General features: G+C 39.7%; 25 protein-coding genes. 24 read left to right on the top strand and 1 reads right to left on the bottom strand.

Annotated features, from left to right (window positions below):
* The 24 genes from BUC22_RS14985 to BUC22_RS15100 all read left to right on the top strand — a co-directional run.
* Positions 1-1,174: nucleotide sugar dehydrogenase (locus tag BUC22_RS14985; RefSeq protein WP_073382841.1), on the top strand; the 1,174-nt coding region annotated here is incomplete at its 5' end.
* Between the two features lie 3 nt (positions 1,175-1,177).
* Positions 1,178-2,152 carry an SDR family oxidoreductase gene (locus tag BUC22_RS14990; protein WP_013380709.1) on the top strand — a complete coding sequence of 325 codons (975 nt, stop codon included), beginning with the start codon at positions 1,178-1,180 and terminating at the stop codon, positions 2,150-2,152.
* Entirely contained in the window at positions 2,153-2,728 is a 576-nt protein-coding gene (locus tag BUC22_RS14995) for an acyltransferase (protein ID WP_070081244.1), read from the top strand. It begins immediately after the preceding gene.
* 6 nt (positions 2,729-2,734) lie between these two features.
* Positions 2,735-3,634 carry a glycosyltransferase family 2 protein gene (locus BUC22_RS15000; RefSeq protein ID WP_013380997.1) on the top strand — a complete coding sequence of 300 codons (900 nt, stop codon included), beginning with the start codon at positions 2,735-2,737 and terminating at the stop codon, positions 3,632-3,634.
* Positions 3,635-3,654: 20 nt separating this feature from the next.
* Positions 3,655-4,926: a hypothetical protein gene (locus BUC22_RS15005; RefSeq protein ID WP_013380996.1), complete on the top strand. Its 1,272-nt coding sequence runs from the start codon at positions 3,655-3,657 to the stop codon at positions 4,924-4,926.
* Complete coding sequence (locus tag BUC22_RS15010) at positions 4,913-6,325, top strand: hypothetical protein (protein ID WP_013380995.1); 1,413 nt, start codon at positions 4,913-4,915, stop codon at positions 6,323-6,325. Before BUC22_RS15005 ends, BUC22_RS15010 begins: the two co-directional genes overlap by 14 nt.
* Before the next feature lie 93 nt (positions 6,326-6,418).
* Positions 6,419-6,850: an acyltransferase gene (locus BUC22_RS15015; protein ID WP_013380993.1), complete on the top strand. Its 432-nt coding sequence runs from the start codon at positions 6,419-6,421 to the stop codon at positions 6,848-6,850.
* Positions 6,851-6,855: 5 nt separating this feature from the next.
* Complete coding sequence (gene pseB / locus BUC22_RS15020) at positions 6,856-7,851, top strand: UDP-N-acetylglucosamine 4,6-dehydratase (inverting) (RefSeq protein ID WP_041690271.1); 996 nt, start codon at positions 6,856-6,858, stop codon at positions 7,849-7,851.
* 4 nt (positions 7,852-7,855) lie between these two features.
* Positions 7,856-8,716 (top strand): SDR family oxidoreductase, encoded by an 861-nt coding sequence (locus tag BUC22_RS15025; RefSeq protein ID WP_013380991.1) that lies wholly within the window; start codon positions 7,856-7,858, stop codon positions 8,714-8,716.
* A 9-nt stretch (positions 8,717-8,725) separates the two neighbouring features.
* Complete coding sequence (locus BUC22_RS15030; protein ID WP_013380990.1) at positions 8,726-9,796, top strand: N-acetylneuraminate synthase family protein; 1,071 nt, start codon at positions 8,726-8,728, stop codon at positions 9,794-9,796.
* Positions 9,790-10,335 carry a GNAT family N-acetyltransferase gene (locus BUC22_RS15035; protein ID WP_013380989.1) on the top strand — a complete coding sequence of 182 codons (546 nt, stop codon included), beginning with the start codon at positions 9,790-9,792 and terminating at the stop codon, positions 10,333-10,335. The genes BUC22_RS15030 and BUC22_RS15035 overlap by 7 nt, the downstream gene beginning before the upstream one ends.
* A complete protein-coding gene (locus BUC22_RS15040; RefSeq protein WP_013380988.1) occupies positions 10,336-11,232 on the top strand; it encodes an aldo/keto reductase in 897 nt (298 codons plus the stop codon).
* Positions 11,233-11,244: 12 nt separating this feature from the next.
* Positions 11,245-12,009 carry a cytidylyltransferase domain-containing protein gene (locus BUC22_RS15045; protein WP_013380987.1) on the top strand — a complete coding sequence of 255 codons (765 nt, stop codon included), beginning with the start codon at positions 11,245-11,247 and terminating at the stop codon, positions 12,007-12,009.
* Positions 11,996-13,186: a DegT/DnrJ/EryC1/StrS family aminotransferase gene (locus BUC22_RS15050; protein ID WP_013380986.1), complete on the top strand. Its 1,191-nt coding sequence runs from the start codon at positions 11,996-11,998 to the stop codon at positions 13,184-13,186. Before BUC22_RS15045 ends, BUC22_RS15050 begins: the two co-directional genes overlap by 14 nt.
* Positions 13,187-13,191: 5 nt before the next feature.
* Positions 13,192-14,607, top strand: coding sequence for an oligosaccharide flippase family protein (locus tag BUC22_RS15055; RefSeq protein WP_013380985.1), 1,416 nt, complete (start codon positions 13,192-13,194; stop codon positions 14,605-14,607).
* 197 nt (positions 14,608-14,804) lie between these two features.
* Complete coding sequence (locus BUC22_RS15060) at positions 14,805-15,245, top strand: hypothetical protein (RefSeq protein WP_073383135.1); 441 nt, start codon at positions 14,805-14,807, stop codon at positions 15,243-15,245.
* 427 nt (positions 15,246-15,672) lie between these two features.
* A complete protein-coding gene (locus BUC22_RS15065; RefSeq protein ID WP_013380982.1) occupies positions 15,673-16,293 on the top strand; it encodes a hypothetical protein in 621 nt (206 codons plus the stop codon).
* A gap of 19 nt (positions 16,294-16,312) precedes the next feature.
* On the top strand, positions 16,313-16,843 hold the full coding sequence (locus BUC22_RS15070) for a BRO-N domain-containing protein (RefSeq protein WP_013380981.1): 531 nt from the start codon (positions 16,313-16,315) through the stop codon (positions 16,841-16,843).
* 8 nt (positions 16,844-16,851) lie between these two features.
* Positions 16,852-17,256 carry a hypothetical protein gene (locus BUC22_RS15075; protein ID WP_013380980.1) on the top strand — a complete coding sequence of 135 codons (405 nt, stop codon included), beginning with the start codon at positions 16,852-16,854 and terminating at the stop codon, positions 17,254-17,256.
* A 129-nt stretch (positions 17,257-17,385) separates the two neighbouring features.
* Positions 17,386-17,598, top strand: coding sequence for a hypothetical protein (locus BUC22_RS15080; RefSeq protein WP_371720675.1), 213 nt, complete (start codon positions 17,386-17,388; stop codon positions 17,596-17,598).
* A 12-nt stretch (positions 17,599-17,610) separates the two neighbouring features.
* Positions 17,611-18,222, top strand: a complete 612-nt coding sequence (locus BUC22_RS15085) for an RNA polymerase sigma factor (RefSeq protein ID WP_013380978.1) — start codon at positions 17,611-17,613, stop codon at positions 18,220-18,222.
* Between the two features lie 94 nt (positions 18,223-18,316).
* Entirely contained in the window at positions 18,317-18,544 is a 228-nt protein-coding gene (locus BUC22_RS15090) for a DUF1659 domain-containing protein (RefSeq protein WP_013380977.1), read from the top strand.
* A 181-nt stretch (positions 18,545-18,725) separates the two neighbouring features.
* Positions 18,726-18,965 carry a DUF2922 domain-containing protein gene (locus BUC22_RS15095; RefSeq protein ID WP_013380976.1) on the top strand — a complete coding sequence of 80 codons (240 nt, stop codon included), beginning with the start codon at positions 18,726-18,728 and terminating at the stop codon, positions 18,963-18,965.
* A gap of 68 nt (positions 18,966-19,033) precedes the next feature.
* Entirely contained in the window at positions 19,034-19,591 is a 558-nt protein-coding gene (locus BUC22_RS15100; RefSeq protein ID WP_073383244.1) for a YcbK family protein, read from the top strand.
* A 6-nt stretch (positions 19,592-19,597) separates the two neighbouring features.
* Here the strand turns inward: BUC22_RS15100 and BUC22_RS15105 are convergent, their stop codons facing one another.
* Complete coding sequence (locus BUC22_RS15105; RefSeq protein ID WP_013380974.1) at positions 19,598-20,101, bottom strand: MogA/MoaB family molybdenum cofactor biosynthesis protein; 504 nt, start codon at positions 20,099-20,101, stop codon at positions 19,598-19,600.
* Positions 20,102-20,107 lie beyond the last annotated feature (6 nt).

A 20,107-nucleotide genomic window follows, 5' to 3' on the forward strand; every position in this document is an offset into this window, starting at 1 on the left:
GCTTTATCAAAAAGGCATTGACCCCACCAAAGAGGTAGGGGATGAAGCCATTAAAAGCTGTACCGTGGATTTTACAAACGACGAGACAAAACTTCGAGAAGCCAGGTTTCACATTGTGGCCGTTCCAACCCCGGTGAGCGAGGATAAAACACCAGATCTGACCCCCGTGGAAGGCGCCAGCCACACCCTGGGGAGAAACCTGACCAAAGGTTCCATCGTGGTCTATGAAAGCACTGTTTATCCCGGCGTTACCGAAGAAGTCTGCATCCCCATCTTAGAAAAAGCATCCGGCTTAAAATGCGGTAAAGATTTCAAAGTCGGCTATTCCCCAGAGCGCATTAACCCCGGCGACAAAGTCCACCGCCTCGAGACCATTGTCAAGATTGTCTCTGGCATGGACGCAGAAACCCTAGACACCATTGCCAAAGTTTACGAGCTCGTCGTCGACGCCGGCGTCCACCGGGCCGAGAGCATCAAAGTCGCCGAAGCCGCCAAAGTCATTGAAAACAGCCAGCGGGACATCAACATCGCCTTTATGAACGAGCTGTCCATTATCTTCAACAAGATGGGCATCGACACCCAGGCTGTTCTAAAAGCTGCCGGCACCAAGTGGAACTTCCTGAACTTTTTCCCAGGCCTCGTCGGCGGTCACTGCATCGGGGTGGATCCCTACTACCTGACCTACAAAGCCGAACAGTTAGGCTACCACTCCCAGATCATTCTGTCCGGACGGCGCATCAACGACGACATGGGCAAATATGTGGCCGAAAACATCGTCAAGCAGCTGTTGAGAAAAGACATCTCCGTCAAAAACGCCAGAGTCGCCATTTTGGGCTTTACCTTCAAAGAAGACTGCCCCGATACCCGAAACACAAAAGTCATCGACATCGTCAAAGAGCTCAGAGACTACGGCATTGAGCCCATCCTCTGCGACCCCGAAGCCGACGCCGAAGAAGCCAAAAGAGAATACGGCGTCACATTTACGGATTATAAAGACCTGAAAGATATCGACTTAATCGTCATCGCCGTTGCCCACCAAAGCTTTAAAGACAAAACCCTCAAGGACTTCGACAAACTCTATCAAAATCCAGAAGCCAAAATCCTCATGGACCTGAAAGGCATCCTGGATAAACAAACCTGTGAAAAGCAAAACTATACCTACTGGAGGTTATAAAAAATGGGATATGAAAACATCACCTTCCCCCAAGAGACCAAATTTCTGATCACCGGCGGCGCAGGCTTTATCGGCTCCAACCTCTGCGAAGCCCTGCTAAAACGCGGACACTTTGTCCGATGCCTGGACGACCTCTCCACCGGAAAAGCAGAAAACATCCAGCCCTTTTTAGAAAACTCAAACTTCGAATTCATCAAAGGCGACATTCGAGACCTCGACACCTGCATGAACGCCTGCAAGAACATCGACTACGTCTCCCACCAGGCCGCCTGGGGAAGCGTGCCCCGAAGCATCGAGATGCCCCTGGTCTACGAAGAAATCAATATCAAAGGCACCCTCAACATGCTCGAAGCCGCCAGACAGAACAACGTGAAAAAGTTCGTCTACGCCTCCTCCTCATCCGTGTACGGCGATGAGCCCACCCTGCCCAAGAAAGAAGGCAGAGAAGGCAATCTGCTCTCTCCTTACGCCCTGACCAAAAGAACCAATGAAGAATACGCCAGGCTCTACACCGAGCTTTATGGCCTGGAAACCATCGGTTTTCGCTACTTCAACGTCTTTGGCAGAAGACAGGACCCCGATGGCGCTTACGCTGCCGTCATCCCAAAGTTTGTGAGTTCACTGCTTTATAACATCGCACCAAAGATCAATGGAGACGGCACCCAGTCCAGGGACTTCACTTATATTGAAAATGTCATTGAAGCCAATTTGAAAGGCATGCAGGCTCCCAGGGAAGCCGCCGGAGAAGCCTTCAACATCGCCTACGGCGGGCAGGTTAACCTCAATGAGCTATACCAGAAGCTCAGCGAATTGCTGGGTAAAAAGATCGAGCCGGTCTATGGCCCGGAACGGGCAGGGGATATCAAACACTCCAATGCAGATATTGACAAGGCGAGAAAATTTCTAAAATATGCGCCGGAGTATAGCTTTGAGCGGGGGATTGAGTTGACGATTGCGTGGTATCGGGAGATGTTGTAAATGAGAGGAAGAGAAGAATTTAGTAAATATAAGAGATTGATCTATTTTATGACGAAAATAATATCAATTCTTCCATTTATATTAAGAAAAAAGCTCTTTGAAAGCTCAAGAAACATTAAAGGAAAAAAAGGTTTAGCAATACGTTATATTTTCATGAAAAGTCTTGCGAAAAAATGTGGTGATAATGTGAGCATTCATCCTAATGTCTTTATATTCAGCCCGGAGAAAATGTGTATAGGTGACAATGTAAGTATTCATCCTATGTGTTATTTGGAAGCTGCAGGAGAAATTGAAATTGGTGATAATGTATCTTTGGCACATGCTACTTCGATTATAAGTACTACTCACAATTATATAGATTTAAAAACAATAATAAAAGATCAGAAAATAAGTTATAATAAAGTTATTATTGAAGAAAATGTTTGGATAGGAACAAAGGCAACAATTCTTAATGGCGTTATAGTTGGAAACGGAAGTATAATAGGTGCTCATTCATTAGTTAATAGAAATATTGAACCTGGATTAATTGTTGGAGGTATACCAGTTAAAGTCCTAAAAAAAAGGGAGCAGGAGTAATAAAATATGGAGATTTCAGTAGTCACACCAACCTATAATAGAGCCGGTTTAATAGTTAGATTGTATAATAGTTTATTAAAACAAACTAACTATAATTTCAACTGGGTTGTTATAGATGATGGAAGCTTTGATAATACTGAGGAAACAATTAAAAACCTCAAAAACAACAATTTTGAAATTATATATTATAAACAGAAAAATGGGGGAAAAGCCAGAGCCCTTAACCGTGCTTTTTCGTTAGTAAGTAATAGTAACTTATATGTAATAGTTGATAGCGATGATTATCTGTTGCCTGATGCAATAGAATTAATAGAAACAAAATATTTAAAATATAAAGATTTTTTGGATGTTGGCGCAATTTATTTTAGATACATGGATAAAACAAGTACAACAATTCATTCAGGAAAGAATTTTTTGCGTGAAGAAAAGATATTAAGTAGAAATGATCACGATGATCAGTATTCAAAAGATGATGGAGTCATTTGTTATTTTCAACGTGCAGTTAAAAAATATAGATATCCTGAATATCCAGATGAAAATTATGTAGGGCCAACTGTATTACAGATGGATATGGCTGAAGAGTTTAAAATAGCTTTTACAAACGAAATAATAGGGATAGCAGAATATCAAGAAAATGGATTAACAAAATTTGGAAGAAAATTGCGGTTAAAAAATCCTTTAGGTATGACAAGGTATTCGCAATTACAATTTTTAGGAACAAAACGTATGAAAAAAAAAATAATTTCTAGTACTATTGGAATGGCATATTTTTATATTAGCGGTCTATCAATAGAGAAAGTTGAAAAATTTGGAATTGACGTTTTGTGTTTTCCATTATATTCAAAAGCATTTGGATATTTGCTATATAAATTTTGGCAATTTAAATATTTAAAACTAAATCACTAAAAGAAAAAAGTGGGAATTGAATGAACATAATCTATATTTTTTTAGTTTTGATACTTCTTTTAATTATTTTTTTTAGAAAAATCGACTTATTAAGCATAGGTGCAATAGGATTGATTATTTATACAATTAATTGTGCATTAGGAGAAGTTTGGATAGAAAGAGGAACAAATAGTTATTATTATTATAGTAACATTAATGAGAAGTTATATACAATAGTTTGTTTTCAGTTGATTTTTATTATGATCTTTATTACTCTTTGTGATTTTTTAAAGAAAAAATACAAATTTTTAAAGAAAATCAAGTTAAAAACATTACATCATAATATTGTTTTATCAGAAAAAAGCTATCAAATATTATTAGCAATTTCCTATGCATTTATTGGAACGAATATTGTACAAAACGGTATATCGGTTTTCACTTTAAGTAAGGGCGATATGAGTTTGAATTTTTTCTTTTCTCTCGCAGTTGTTGGTTCCTTAGTAGTATTTATTTATGCTTTGTTAAATAATAAAAAAAAATTATTTTTTTTCTCGATAATACCATTATTTTTAACTTTGTTTATAGGATCTCGTGCATATGTAACAACGGCGATTGTGGTTGTGCTGGTCTACAATTGGGAGAAAATTAAATTTAGTATAAAAACAAATTTAAAGTTATTTGTAATTGGTGGGCTATTATTATTTGCTATTTTAGTATATAAAGAGATATACATTTATGTTAAGGATTTTGACTTTAATAAAGTCGCAAGTATATTACTAAATTCTCAAACGTATATTGATACACTATCAGATAACGCTGAATCAAGAGTTGTATTTTCAATTTATAATTATGTTATTACTAATAATTTCCAACTAAGCAATGTGGATACTTTTGCAAGAGTTATGTCAATTTTTCCGATAGCTAATGATTTTATTGATACTACGTTAAGCGTACGATTTTCGACAATTATGATGAATAATGTTTTTAATACAACTTATGGTTTAGCAAGTAACTTTTGGGCTGAAAGTTATGCGATGTGGGGAATTAAAGGGATTTTTTTAGCTCAATTTATTTGGATGCTAGTTTTGTTTAAATGTAATAAGTATTTCTATATGTTGAAAAATAAATCCTGTTTTATTCTAACAATAGCTTCTTATTGCTCTTTTTATATAAATCGTTTAGATTATGTACAAGTTTTTGGAATGATTAAGTCAGTTTTATTTGTATATTTTATATGGATCTTTTCGTATTATATATTGGATCTCCTTTATAAAAATAAAGAAAACGGAAAATTAGGAAATGGATATTATTGATAAATTTTTAAATTTTGAAGAGAAATATAAACTGATAGAAAAAGAAATTAACGGTTTTTGTATTTGGGGTTATATTCGTTTTAATATATACAAAATTTTAGCTGGACAGCAAAGTTATAATAGTGGAGCCGGTAAAAAGAAGAAGATTTGGATGTTAGTTAAAGCGATTTATAGATATCCAATAAAAATAAAAGAAAAAAAGATTTTAGTTTTTAATCATCCTCGTAAAATGAAAATAAATGGTTGTTATGAATGTATTTATACTGATGAGATATCAAAATTATACAAAAATGATACGAATGTTTTTGAATTTTTATATAAAGGAAAACACTTTATACCGTCGAAAATTGATAACATAACCTTCCTTGATTATGTTGACATTTTTCCGGTAATTGAAAGGTTACTATTTGGGAGATTTCATAAAAAAACAGTAAATCAGTTAAGAAGCTCTGCTTCGTATTTGTATGATTTATTGAAAAGAGAATTTCAAACAGATATTAAAAAAGACTATCTTGAGAAAATGATCATCAAAAGATATTATTGGCATTACTACAAGAAAAAACATTTAAAAAGAATAGTAGAAAGAGCAAATCCTAAAGTCATATTAGAGGTAGTTGGATATGAAACAAATAAAATGATCGTAAATGAAATTGCCAAAGAGTTAAAAATTCCGACTATAGAATTACAGCATGGTGTAATCGGAAGAGGACACATTGCATATAATTATTTAGAAAAGCAGAAATTACCATATTTCCCAGACAAAATTTTTTTATATTCACAATATTGGAAATCATGTACATTATTTCCGATTAATGCAGACAATCAGGTGATAACTGGATTTAATTATATAGAAAGGGAACTTAAAAAGGTTACAGAAAAAGTAGAAGGCGCCTATAACATTCTTTTTATTTCTCAAAATGATGATCAGGCTAAAAGATTAAGTAGGTTAGCTGTAGAACTATACAAACTATTTAAAAACAAAAAAATAGAATGCAAATTATTTTATAAACTACATCCTCTAGAAACTGATACATGGAAAAATAATTATCCAGAACTCGCAAAATATACAAAATATAATGATGAAATTTCAGTGATAGATAACAGTACAATCCCTATTTATGAATATTTTTCAAAATGTAACATTCAAATTGGGATTACATCTACAGCTATTTATGAAGGGCTAGCATTTGGATTAAGGACGTATATTTATAAAACAGAAATGTCAAAAATATATATGTCTTATCTAATTGATACTAAATATGCTGTTTTTTTCACAAATAGTGTAGATTTATTTAGAAAAATAAGAACGATAAATAAAAATAAGTCTGTTAATTTAGACTTTATTTGGGAAAAGAATTCTTTAAAAAATATTTCTCGCGAAATTGATAAATATCTCTAAATACAAGAAAAATAATAAAAAAATAATAAAGATATTAAAAACAAAATTTTTTACTTATTTAGCTAGACAAAACTTGATAGAAATTATGAATGTGTGACAGTAAATGATTACACGCGGTTAACTAAAAATACAAAGCTGGGTACTAACTGTAATTTTAACGGATTAAAAATACCAGGAAATGGACTGGTAATAATCGGAAATAATTTTTATTCAGAAAATCAAATTTTATTTTTTACATCAAATCATCATTATGATTATGGTGATAAGCTACCTTATGATGAAACTTATATTACAAAAAATATCATTATTGAAGATAATGTGTGGATAGGGAGTAGAATTATAATTCTTGGAGGTGTAACTCTGGGAGAAGGTTGTGTAATACAAGAGGGAAGTGTCATGGTTAACAGTATTCCTAAATATGCAATTGCAGGTGGTCATCCCGCAAAAGTTTTTAAATACAGAAATAAGGAGCATTATCAATTGTTAAAAGAAAATGTTCCATTAAAACAAAAGGAGAAAAAATGAATAAAATGCTTGAAGATAAATCAATCTTAATCACTGGAGGAACCGGTTCGTTTGGAAATTACTTTACACAATATATTCTAGAACACTACAATCCCAAAAAGATTGTAATCTATTCAAGAGATGAGTACAAACAATTCATCATGGCTAATAAATTCAAAGACTACCAGGATAAACTACGTTTTTTTATCGGAGATGTCCGTGATGAGCCGCGCCTGAAACGAGCACTCAATGGTATTGACTATGTCGTTCATGCAGCCGCCATGAAACAGGTGCCTGCCTGTGAATACAATCCAATTGAAGCCATTAAAACGAATATTGATGGCGCAACAAGCGTCATAAACGCTTCTTTAGACAGCAATGTCACAAGAGTTGTCGCCCTGTCAACAGATAAAGCAGTCAATCCGATTAACCTTTATGGTGGTACCAAGCTGGTATCAGATAAGCTTTTTATTGCAGCCAATGCTTATTCTGGTACAAAGGATATTCGTTTTTCAATCGTACGCTATGGAAATGTGGCCGGAAGCCGTGGTTCAGTCATTCCATTTTTTCAGAATATTATTGACAATGGCGGAAATGAACTGCCCATTACCGATTACCGGATGACACGTTTCTGGATCGATCTGGAACAAGGCGTCGAGTTGGTTATCAAGGCTTTAGCTGAATCACAAGGAGGAGAAACCTTTATCTCCAAAATCCCTTCCTTTAAGATTACCGATCTTGCAAAAGCAATGAAACCTGACTGTGACATGCCTGAAGTCGGCATCCGCGAAGGTGAAAAGCTTCATGAAGTCATGGTTACAAAAGAAGACTCACATCATACTTACGAATATGATAAGCACTTTATCATTTACCCTCATATGGACTGGTGGAATGAAAGCAAAATGATCCCTGGTGGTATAAAAGTAAATCAGGGGTTTGAATACAATTCTGGCAATAACACAGAATGGTTAAATGTTGAGGATTTAAAAGAATTATTGGCTAAGACCAATTATATCCATTAGTATAATGAAAAAAACAATATTAGTGATTGGCGCCTCTGGAATGGTTGGGCACGTCATTTCTTTATATTTTAAAGAAAAAGGATACGAGGTAGCTACATTAACACGCTCCCAGAAGATTTTCAAAGATACAATCTTATTGGATTTAAAAGATGAATTGACATTAAAAACATTTTTAGAACAAAATGATTTTGATATTATCGTGAATTGTTCAGCCATTTTGGTGCATCAGAGTGAAGAAAGTAAAAATAATGCTGTTTTTATTAACAGTTATATTCCACATTTTTTAGAAGCATTCTACAAAGATAGTGCAACAAAAATAATACAGCTTAGTTCTGATGGTGTTTTTAATGGTGATAAAAGCCCATATGAAGAAGACAGGAAACCAGATACAACTACTTTTTATGGGAAAACGAAAATATTGGGAGAACTGGATAATCCAAAAGATTTAACGATAAGAGCTACTTTTTTTGGACCTAATTTTCACAATGGGAATAATAGTTTATTTCATTGGTTTATGACACAAAAAGGCTTGGTAAAAGGCTTTGAAGCGGTTATTTTAAATGGGGTTACTTCTTTAGAAGCGGCAGAATTTATTGAGTATGCAATTGAAAATGAACTTACAGGAATAAAACATCTAGGGACGAGTAATGCATATTCTAAATATGAGCTTCTTCAAAATATTAAAAAGGTTTTTAATAAAACAGAAATCCAGATAATAAAAGATACAGAAATTCAATCGGATCATACATTGGTTTTATCCGATTATTCTGGATATTCAATAAAAACTTTAGAGGAACAGCTTTTGAGGCTCCATGATTGGATGGAAAACCATCCCCAAATTTATACTCAATATTTTGAAGATTAGGAGTTAATTATGAAAGAGATACAAATTGGTTCAAAAACAGTTGGACTTAATCATCAGCCGTATTTTATTGCAGATGTTGCAGCAAATCATGATGGAGATATTCACCGAGCTTTTAAACTAATTGAGTTGGCAAAAGAATCGGGAGCTGACGCGGCAAAATTTCAAAATTTCAAGGCAAAAACTATTGTCAGCAAAAGCGGGTTTGAAAAAATGGGTGGACAGCTGTCGCATCAGGCTGCATGGAAAAAGTCTGTATTTGAAGTTTATCAGGATGCGAGCATACCAGATGACTGGACAGCCTTACTGAAAGAAAAATGTGATGAAGTTGGCATTGAGTATATGACAAGTCCTTATGATTATGCCAGTGTAGATCATGCAGCCCCGTACTTAAATGTTTATAAAATTGGTTCAGGGGATATCACGTGGACACAGATTATTGAATACATTGCGTGTAAAGGCAAGCCTGTTATATTAGCAACGGGCGCGTCATCAATGGAGGATGTAGAAAGGGCTGTTGAAAGCATTCAAAAATACAATAGTGAGCTTATCTTAATGCAATGCAATACTAATTATACGGCCGATCCGGAAAATTTTAAGTATATCAATTTAGCGGTTCTTAAAGAGTACGGAAAAATATTTCCAGATGCTGTATTGGGATTATCCGACCACACGATCGGTTATGCGACGGTCTTGGGAGCTATTGCTTATGGCGCCAGAGTAATCGAGAAACATTTTACAGATGACAAAACACGAAATGGTCCTGACCATAAATTTTCAACCTTGCCAGATGAATGGAAAGAGATGGTAAAAGCCTCGAACGAATTATTTTATGCTTTAGGCGATGGTATTAAAAAAATTGAAAACAACGAAAAAGAAACGGCTGTCGTGCAGCGCCGTGCGCTCTATTACTGCACAGATTTGCAAAAAGGACACAAAATTATCGAACAGGATTTAATCGCATTAAGACCTATTAAGCCTGATGAGTTGCCGCCATATAAAGAAAAACAGCTATTAGGAAGAATACTTGCCAAAAATGTACAGGCGGACGCACCGGTTCAGGAGGAGGATTTTGAATGCTAAAAGGTAAGAAAGTATATCTTGATACTATTGAAGAAAATGACTTAGAACAGCTACGCTATTGGCGCAATCTGCCGTATTATAAAAAGCATTTTAGAGAATATAGAGAAATCAATCAAAGTATGCAAAAGCGATGGTTTGAAAACCAGGTTTGTAATGATAATCGCACCATTATGTTTGCCATTCGGGATATTAAGACCCAAGAGCTCTTGGGCTGTTGTGGATTATGCTACATAAACTGGGTACAGCGGAACGCAGATCTATCGTTGTATATTGGACGAAGAGAAGCATATATTGATGATGATGGTTTTGCGGAGGAAAGCTGTCGCTTATTATTTGATTATGGTTTTAATGAGTTGAACTTACATAAAATTTGGACAGAAATATATGTCTTTGATGAAAAGAAAAAGAAATTATACGATAAATTAGGAATGAAAACTGACGGCTTGTTTAGAGATAATTGTTATTATAACGGAAAATGGTGGGACGCTTATTTGATGTCAATTTTACAGGAAGAGTATCAAAGTAAAGAAGGTAATTAAATGGAACTATGCTTAGGAACAGTCCAGTTTGGAATGGATTATGGAATAAGAAATCAAAAAAAACCAACATTAGACGAGTCTATAGAAATCCTTGAATATGCAGTTAGAAATGGTATTGACACCATCGATACAGCCTATAATTATGGCGATGCAGAAAAAGTTGTCGGCGCTTTTTTGAAACAAACAAAAGTCAAGAGAGAGAATTTGCAAATATTTTCAAAATTAAAACCTAATATTTTAGATGATGAACCATTTGTGAATTGGGAGGCTCTTATAATTCAAAATTTAGAGGAGTCTTTAGAGCGTTTGGGAACAGATTATCTTGATGGCTATTTACTTCATAGTTCACGCTATATATTTGATGAGCGTATTGTGGAACAATTAGAGCGCTTAAAAGAAAAGAAACTTGTACATAAAATAGGCGTTTCGATTTACGAACCAGAGGAAGCGAAAAAAGCGGCTGAACTTCCAATGATAGATGCTATACAGATACCGTTTAGTATTTTTGATCAACGATTGTTAAAAGAAAACTTTTTCAAAAGAAAAGAAGTATCTGAAAAAGAAATTTTTTCAAGAAGTGCTTTTTTGCAGGGGCTTATACTTATGGATGAGGAAGAGGTTCCTGAACATTTAAGTAAAGCCAAACCGATTATTCAAAAAATCAAAGAAATTTGTTGTAAAGAAAATATTAATCGTGTTGAATTAGCAATACAGTTTGTAAAACAGCAGACTCAAATCGATTATCTGGTTTTTGGTGTCGATAATTTAGATCAGCTTAAACAGAATATTTGCTTTTTTAACAGAGATACAATCGATCAAAGTCTTTTATCCGAAATTGCTAAAGACTTTGATGCGTTAGATGCGGATTTAGTAATGCCGAGTTTGTGGGCAAAATAAGAAAGGCGCAAAATGATCGCGGCAATTATACAGGCTAGAATGGGGTCTACGCGCCTTCCAGGAAAAGTTCTGAAAAAAATTGAAGATAAAACAGTGTTAGAACATATTTATGACCGCGTAAAAGCGTCAGAAAATATTGATCGCATTATTATTGCGACAACAACAAACCCGGAAGATGATAAAATTGAAGATTTGTGTAAAGAACATTGCTTTTCTTGTTTCAGAGGAGACCAGGACAATGTTTTAAAAAGATACTATGAAACAGCAAAAAAATTTAGGGTAGACACAATTGTAAGAATTACGGCAGATGATCCTTTAAAAGAACCTAGAGTTATCGACAAGGCAATTTTAAAACTATTAAGTGGAAATTACAGTTACGTCAGTAATACCATAAAACCAACTTATCCAGAAGGGATTGATGTTGAGGTTTTTACTTTTGAGAGTTTAGAAAAGGCATTTAATCAAGCCAAACTACAATCTGAAAAAGAACATGTAACGCCGTATATATGGAAGCATCCAGAACTTTTTAATATTTATAATATTGAGAATGATAGAGATTTGTCTAGCCTAAGGTGGACATTAGATAGCGAAGATGATTTGATTTTTATTAAAGAGATTTACAGATATCTTTATAAAAAAGACACAATCTTTCATATAGAAGAGGTATTGAAGCTATTAAAAGAAAAACCCTCTTTAATAGAAATTAACCAAAACCATATCCGAAATGAAGGTTATCTTAAATCAGTTAATGAGGAGAACAAAATTGGAAAGAAATAAACGAATTTACGGAAATGAATTGAAGTATCTTGAAGAAGTGCTGAAAAGCGAGTTTAGAAGTTCCGAAGGCTCAACAATGATGACACGTTTTGAAAAAGCTTTTGCAGAGAAATTAAAGCACAAATACGCCATTTCCTTTATTAATGGGACACAGACAATGCATGCGGTATTGGAGGCAATAGGGGTTGGCCCGGGAGATGAAGTAATTGTTCCACCATTAACAATGGCAAGTACGACTTTCCCAGTGTTGCAGGCAGGAGCGACGCCTGTTTTTGCTGATGTTGATATGAATACTTTTTTAATTGATCCTCATTCTATTGAAAAGAATATAACTGAAAGAACAAAAGCCATCATACCGGTTTCGCTCTATGGATTAGCTCCAGATTACGATGCAATTATGAAAATTGCGGATAAAAATAATCTTTTTGTCTTAGAAGACAACGCGGAATGTATGCTTGGCAAATATAAAGGAAGAATGGTTGGCTCTTTTGGTCAGGCATCAAGCTACAGTTTTCAAAGCTCAAAGCATATTACATCTGGAGAAGGTGGAATGATCGTTACAGATGATTTGGAGTTAGCCGAAAAAATCAGACGCGTAAGTTCGCTAGGATATGCTGGTGTGGGTGCTAACAAAGGTAAAATCAGCAAAAGAGATATCCAAAGTCCTGATTATTGTAGACATGTTTCTTTAGGTTGGAATTATCGGATGCCAGAATTGTGTGCGGCAGTTGCGCTTGCTCAATTAGAAAAAGTTGAGGAACTAGTGCAAAAAAGGATAGAAGCAGCAAACCTTTTGCTCGAAAGTATAAAGGCTTGTGATTGGTTGACACCGCAATATGTACCAGAGAGGATTGAGCATACCTATTGGACACTTGTTGCTAGAATTGATCGTCAAGATATCACTTGGTATGATTTTAGAGATAAATTTATGGAATATGGGGGAGATGGAATTTATTCTGCCTGGCAACTGACTTATTTAGAACCAATGTTTCAAGAGTTAGCATTTTTAGGAAGAGAAAAGTATCTAACCCAAAAAGAATATACAAAAGGACTATGTCCAAATGCTGAAAGATTACAGTCAAGATTATTACAATTTAAAACAAATTATTGGGATATTGAGGGTGTAAAAATGCAGGCTGACTATTTAGAAAAAACAATAAAATTCTTTTCTAAATAAATATAATGAAGAAAACATCTTTTTTAAAATCTTCTGCTATTTATATATTAGGCAGTTTTTTAACCAGCGGTTTAGCATTTATCACTACACCAATCTTTACTCGGCTATTGATCCCAGAAGACTATGGTATTACCTCGGTTTTTGCCACCTGGGTGAGTGTGTTTACCATATTTATCGGTGTTCAGTCGGCCAGTACCATTGCAACGGCACATATCCACTTCAAAAAGGAAGAATTTAATCAATATCTATCATCAATATTATTTTTGTCGACGATGAGCTTTCTAATTATTGGGAGCATCTGTTTTATTTTTAAATATCAAATAGCAAGTCTTCTAAATTTATCCATAGGATTATTGATTATATTGGTTTTACAATCTTTTTTAGGCTATGTTCAACAATTTTATAATAGTTATTTAATACAGACCAAAAAGCCACTACAATCCTTGATTTTATCGGTCAGTTATTCTTTTCTAACCATTGGATTATCGCTGTTCCTCATTTCCCATATGGATACTGACAGGTACTATGGAAAGATTTTAGGCAACGCCATTATCGCCTGTTTATTTGGATTATGCTTATATTTTGTCATCATGGCAAAAGGGAAGAAATTGATTTCTTTAAAGTATTGGAAATACTGCCTGCCATTAGCATTACCGATTATTTTACACATGTTATCAGGCTTGGTGCTTGGCCAGTCGGATCGTGTCATGCTGCAAAGCATGTCTGGAAATTATGAAGCAGGGATATATTCATTTGCCTACACAATCGCATCGGTATTGTCGCTTTTGTGGAGCGCGACCAATAACGCATGGGTACCATGGTATTACGAAAATACAAAAGCAAAAAACACAAAAAGCATCAATCAACTCGCAAAAAAGTACATCCTTCTCTTTAGCTTAGGAACCTGTGCCATTATGCTCATGACCCCGGAAGTCATGAAAATACTGGGCCCGCAGGAGTACTGGTCTGCGGGGCGTGTGATCGCGATGGTGGTGTTCGGCATCTATTTTAATTTTCTCTATACTTTTGCGGTAAACTATGAATTTTACAGCAAAAACACACGTTGGATCGCGGTTGGCAGCATTTGCGCCGCGGCTGTTAACGTAGGGCTTAACCTGCTGTTAATCCCCCAATTTGGCGGCATGGGGGCCGCTGTTGCGACGTTGATATCTTATTTTGCGCTGTTCGTATTTCACAATATTATCGCGACAAGGCTGGGTGGATTTAATATCTCAAAACACCTGTATTTATACGGTATTGGCATTGTCAGCGTTGGCTTTGTTGTCATCAATCTGACCTATAATTTTCCGGTTCTGCGGTGGATCATTATTTTATTGCTGGGATTCGGATTAGTTTATTTTAACCGTAAAATGATCAAGGAACAGGTTAATCAGTATTTGAAAAAAGATAAAAGTGATTAGATGGTTTCCGGGACACATCCCCAATCAACCGGCATGCGGGCGCATTCGCACTCAACATGCCGGTTTTATCTTTTTGTCAAAAGCATTCAGAAAGGCGGTGATTCCCTTGGTGCCTGCACCAGGATGATGGGGTTGGAAATGTATGGACGGTCATGTTGGAATGAAATAATAATAAAAAGGAGTATTTAAAACAAAAAATGAAATCGATAACAGAATTAAAATACGAATCCCTTCCCATGGGCTTCGACAACGGACAGGTCAGGCTGACGGATGAGAACATCGGCAGAATTTTACGGTTTTCGGGCGCGCCGCTGGGGCTTTTGCGGTGCTGTGAGGCAAAGGGCAGCGGCACGGTGGTGCTGTATGGGGATGGACAGGCCTTTATCATCCCGGTGGAGACCCGCTATTTTCTGGACTGTATCGGGGAGTATCTGGATATGAACATGGCAAGACGGCGAAGGACCACCACGGGACTGGTGGGCAAAAAAAACAACAACGTCATTTTTCTGGGGGCAGGGCTTGTGTATGTCCCTGTCAAGGTGGATGTGCCCTGGGTGAGCGCAAAACAGTTCAGCTATCGGTATACAGAGGGCATGACCGCAGGGCTAGAGCGCTGGTCACCGCCCCGGGCCTTGTGATCCCTTACCGGCAGCGGCCTGGCAGGGTGCAGGAAAAGCTGGACGAGGGCTGGCGTGTCCGGGAAATGTTTATCGAGCGGCACTGGCCCGTTTACGGGGAATGGCTGCACTGTAAAACATGCGGGATTCAAAGCGTATGCCTTGAGTGGCATCATCAAACAGCGTCGCCCAACGAAGCTTTTTCGGTTTTACCGGAAGCGCATAAAATAAAAAATTGTTCCACGGAGATGCAGAGGTTTACAAGAATTTAAAAAACGGTAATTTTTAAACTTTAAAGAAAAAAATATTGCCATAAAAAGGCATAAAACGCGGCGCTTTATGTTTTTTTACTGCTTATCATCCCCTGGGGCCGAGATGCCCTTTCTCAAAAAGACGCTATAATTAAACCTAACGTCAGCGCTGGCGAAAGTAACCGAAAGGAAATGGTATGAACGAAGATTTAAAAAGAAATGCGTTTTATGAAGAGCCCTGGTATGATTTAAAGCAGATGTCTGAGGGCTGCAAAGAATGCGCTTACCGGGCAGATGAAACACACTGTAGGTTGTACTGCCGCTTTTTAGACGTGCAGGGGCAGTGCCGGTGTTTTCACAGGGAGGGAGAGCCCTTTGTGAGCCGCAAAATCGAGCGGGAAATGAGCGATATTGAAAAGCGTCTGCTCAGGGCAGAGACGCCAGATTTCAGGGAGGTACGAATGATCTGGCTGAACAATATTTGGCTCATTGAGGATCCGCTGCTCTACAATGTACACGACATGGGGAATGTTTTTGGCTTTGAGTTCCATGAAACAGAAATTTTTCTGCTTAAACATATCAAAAAGCAGGATTTTCTCCAGATGCTGGTGCCTCGGCAGGATAATGGCCCCCGAGACTTTTACATGACGGCTGACGGCGTGCGGCGGATGGCCCTTGCGGGCTTTGAAAAGGCTGAAGCCGAGGACCGGATGCGTTTCTTTAGCAATGATTGGAAGTGGATCAGCCGGACTTATTTTAAATGGATGCCGCAGATAGCAAAACGTTTTTTCGGCGGCCTGTCTTTATTGAATGTATAATAACCGGAGGTAGAACAAGATGAACAAACCCGTTTTAGCGACTTTGAAACAGTGTTTTGGAAGTGATTATCATAAACTGCGAGTATATACCGATCTTTACGAGGAGGGCAGTCAGAGCCATTTTGTCCTGAAAGAGATCGGCAGTTACATGGGCTGTAAAAGCTATCACAGGCTTTTGAAAAAACTGCCGGCGTCAGCGGTCCAGAAACGATTGATTAAGAACAGTGGTGGGCGGATGCACAGAATGCTGCTGGTCAGCGAGGAGGGGGTTCTGGCCCTGTTAAAACACTGCAGCCATAAGGCAGCCACAGGGTTTAAGCGGTACCTTGAAACCTGTGTGATCCCCGTGATCCGGCGTGAGATCGACACAGCCCGGATCATGCTGCCTGAAAGCGAAAAAACACACAAGGATCAGGAGGAAAAAGAGAATATGGAGGAGGCCATCCGGATGCTCTCAAGCGCTCTGGCCTTCCAGGTCATTAAAAATCAGGAGCTTGAAACGCGGCTCGAAATAGTGGAAGAGCGCCTTTTGCAAACAGCAGCTGCCTGAGAGGCCGCATGAACTTTTTTTCGGAGCTGGAATCTTTCATCGAGTGGCAATCCGATCTGCCTGCAGACTGCAAGCTTTCGGAGGGCGCTGTGGCGCTTTGGATTTACCTGCTTTACCGGTGCAACTGCTGCGCGCTGCCGTCCATTGATGGACGGTGGCTGTGGCGGGTGGAGTTCTTTGTGCGGCCAGAGGGCATCGAGCACTTCTTTGGGCGGAGCGAACGCAATATCCGCCGCTACCGCAAGGAGCTGGTAGACGCCGGACGGCTGAAATATCAGAAGGCGGTTAAAAACCGGCGCAAGGGACTTTATACCCTGGTTCCTTTTGCCGATAATGTGGCGCCCACACGCCTGAAGAATCTGGCGGATGAAACAGTGTCGGTTTTCGGCCTTGTGGATAAGTACGCCGGATAGGGTAAAGCGGCCAGATATGACCGCAATGTGGACAAAAAGAGCCATATTGCGGCAACATCGCGGACACAGGTGTCCGCCATTAGTAATATTATAAATAATATTATATATTAATCTTTATTAATTCAGGAGGTGCGTTTGTACACAAACCGATACGGAGCAGGAAGACCCTGTACAGGGCGGATAAGACCCTACACAGTGGAAGCGGCATGCCGGGTGCGCAAGGTGCTGCCGGCCAGAAGCCGCGAGGAGGCTGAGGATTTCTTTTACGAGGAGGCTGGCGCGGTGGAGGATCATTTCCCCGAGGCCGTTTTGGAGATTATATCCATTTGCGAAGGTGAGTAAAGGAGGGTGTGCTTGAGTAAAAAATATGCAGAGATCGGTGCATTGGTCACAAGGGCTCAGGCGGGAAGCAAGGCGGCAGCGGAAACGCTGCTGCGGACCTTTAAACCGTTGATTTTAGCCACCATTAGCGAGTATGTTTACGATAAAACCCAGATGGAGGATGCCTATCAGGAGGCCTGCGTCCTTTTTATGGAACGTTTAAAGGATTTTAAATCAGAGCAGCCCGGTTATTTTCCAGCCTATATCAAAAAACAGCTCTTTTACGCCTTTGTCCAGAACGCTAAAAAACGGCCGGGAACCTCGGTTCAGGCGGCGTTTTCGCTGGACGTGGAGACAGCGGAGGGCGTGAGCCTGGCAGAGGCGCTGCCGGCTGAGGAGAGCGCAGAGACCGATGAAAGACGGTGCGCGAGGGAAAAAAGAGAAGACCGCCACCGGGCTTTTTTAAAGCTGCGGGTGGCCCAGCTGCCAAAGGCTCAGAGGGAGTGCATTGAAGCCCATTATTACAGGAGGCAGACCTACCGGGCCATCGCAAAAGACCGCGGCGTCAGCGAGCAGTGTGTGGCGAAGACCCTGAATAAAGCCATGAAGGGTCTGCGCAAAGCCTATGGTGTTGAGGAAACTTAAATAAAACTTAAAGCCGGGTTGGGTGTTTTGGGAATTTGCCATATTGTAAGGTGTAAGGCAGCGCTGCCGGAATCGAACACAGGAGGAAAACAATATGGCAACCATTCAGAAAAGCGTAGAATCGGTGGGAATGAAGATCACCGTCAATCATGGCGAAGTGGACGGAAAAATTGTAAAGACTTCAAAAACCTACGGTGACATCAAGGAGGGCGTGACAGACGAAGCCTTTTTGGCAACCGCCGCCGCCATCACCAGTATGCAGGAGCCCATCAGGGAAAAGCAGGTAAAGGTGACAGCAGAGGATTTGGTGGAAGTGGCGTAGTGGACTTCCACAATTAAAAATTAATGGGCGAGGAACCATACCCGCTTCGGCTTGACCATAAGGCGTCAAGCCTCGGGGGCAGATCCCGTGGGCGTGGTTCCCTACAGCCTAAAGGTAGGGCACGACGTCCTCGTCGTGCCGCAAACAGGCATCAAAATTTAAAATTAAAGGAGATCAAAACATGGCAGTAACAACCAGCAAAGATTTAACCATTACCTTTCAGCGGACCGATGGAAATCCTCATAAGATTACCATTCCAGATTATAAAGAAGGCATCACTAATACCGAGATCCAGACTGGAGCACAGGCCATCGTCGACCAGGGCGCCTTTGAGCCCGATGGCTTCGCCCTGGCAAAAGTAACCGGAGCCGTCAAAACCGATACCACCAAAACCGATGTGGTCATTGAGGATGCGGCATAAAAAGGGGGCGAAAGCCCCTTTTTTAGATGGGATTAGAGATTACAGACAGAAGTGTGGAAGGGGAATATATGAAAAAATTTTATAAACGTATTTTTATCACACTGGCCGCTGCGCTGGTCGTTGTTACCAGCGCGGTGTTTTTCGCAAATTTTCAGGACATGCCAAAGTCGGCGCCAGAGGTATCAGCGCCGGAGCCGGAAACTACGGCACCCCGGCCTGCGGAGGAGATGGGCGCGGAGACACCATCTGCGCCGGAAGCTCCAGCGCCGCCTGAAGACCTGGAGCCTCGCGCGTCCACACATTTTCTGATGTCGGAATATGCCTGCGATTGTGCGGGCTACTGCGATGGCTGGCCTGTGGACATGAATCCAGAGCTGCTTGAAAAAATAGAGGCGCTGCGGTGCACTTTCGATTGTCCGGTCATCATTACCTCGGGTGTGCGCTGTGTGGCGCGGAACGAGGAGGTAGGCGGTGTAAGCTGGTCCTTTCATAAACGTGGCTGCGCGGCAGACCTGTACTGCCCAGGCGTGGCGGTGGGCGATCTGGCGCTGGCGGCCAAAGAGCTGGGCATGAATGTGCTGCCTTACTACAGCCAGGGCTACCTGCACGTCGAGGTCAACGGCTAGGCAGCTTTACTTTTCCGGTGCGGCGCAGTCGGCTGAGCCTGAGCTCAGCAGCATTTCAAGCCCATGATCCAGCGCGGGCAGGATAGCGGCCAGGTTTTCGCGGACAGCCTTTGGGCTGCCGGGCAGGTTGATGATGAGGGTGCGCCCGCGGATGCCGGCGGCGCTCCGGCTCAGCATGGCCTTTGGCGTGATCTTCAGGCTTTCATAGCGCATGGCTTCCGGAATGCCCGGCGTCAGCCGGTCACAGACCGAGATGGTGGCCTCGGGGGTAACATCACGGGGTGAAAAGCCTGTGCCGCCTGTGGTCAGAATGAGATTGACCGGGTCGATGGCGTCGCACAGAGATCTTAAATTACTTTCAATGATGTGTTTTTCGTCGGGCAGGATGGCGGTGTGCACCACCTCGTACAGGTCTTTGTCCAGCATTCCGGCAATGACCGGGCCGCTTTTATCCTCACGTTCTCCGCGTGAGCCTTTATCGCTGAGGGTTAGAATGGCTACAGTAAACATGGTGTC

It is taken from the genome of Eubacterium callanderi (assembly GCF_900142645.1).
In the GTDB taxonomy this organism is placed as follows: Bacteria; Bacillota; Clostridia; order Eubacteriales; family Eubacteriaceae; genus Eubacterium; species Eubacterium callanderi.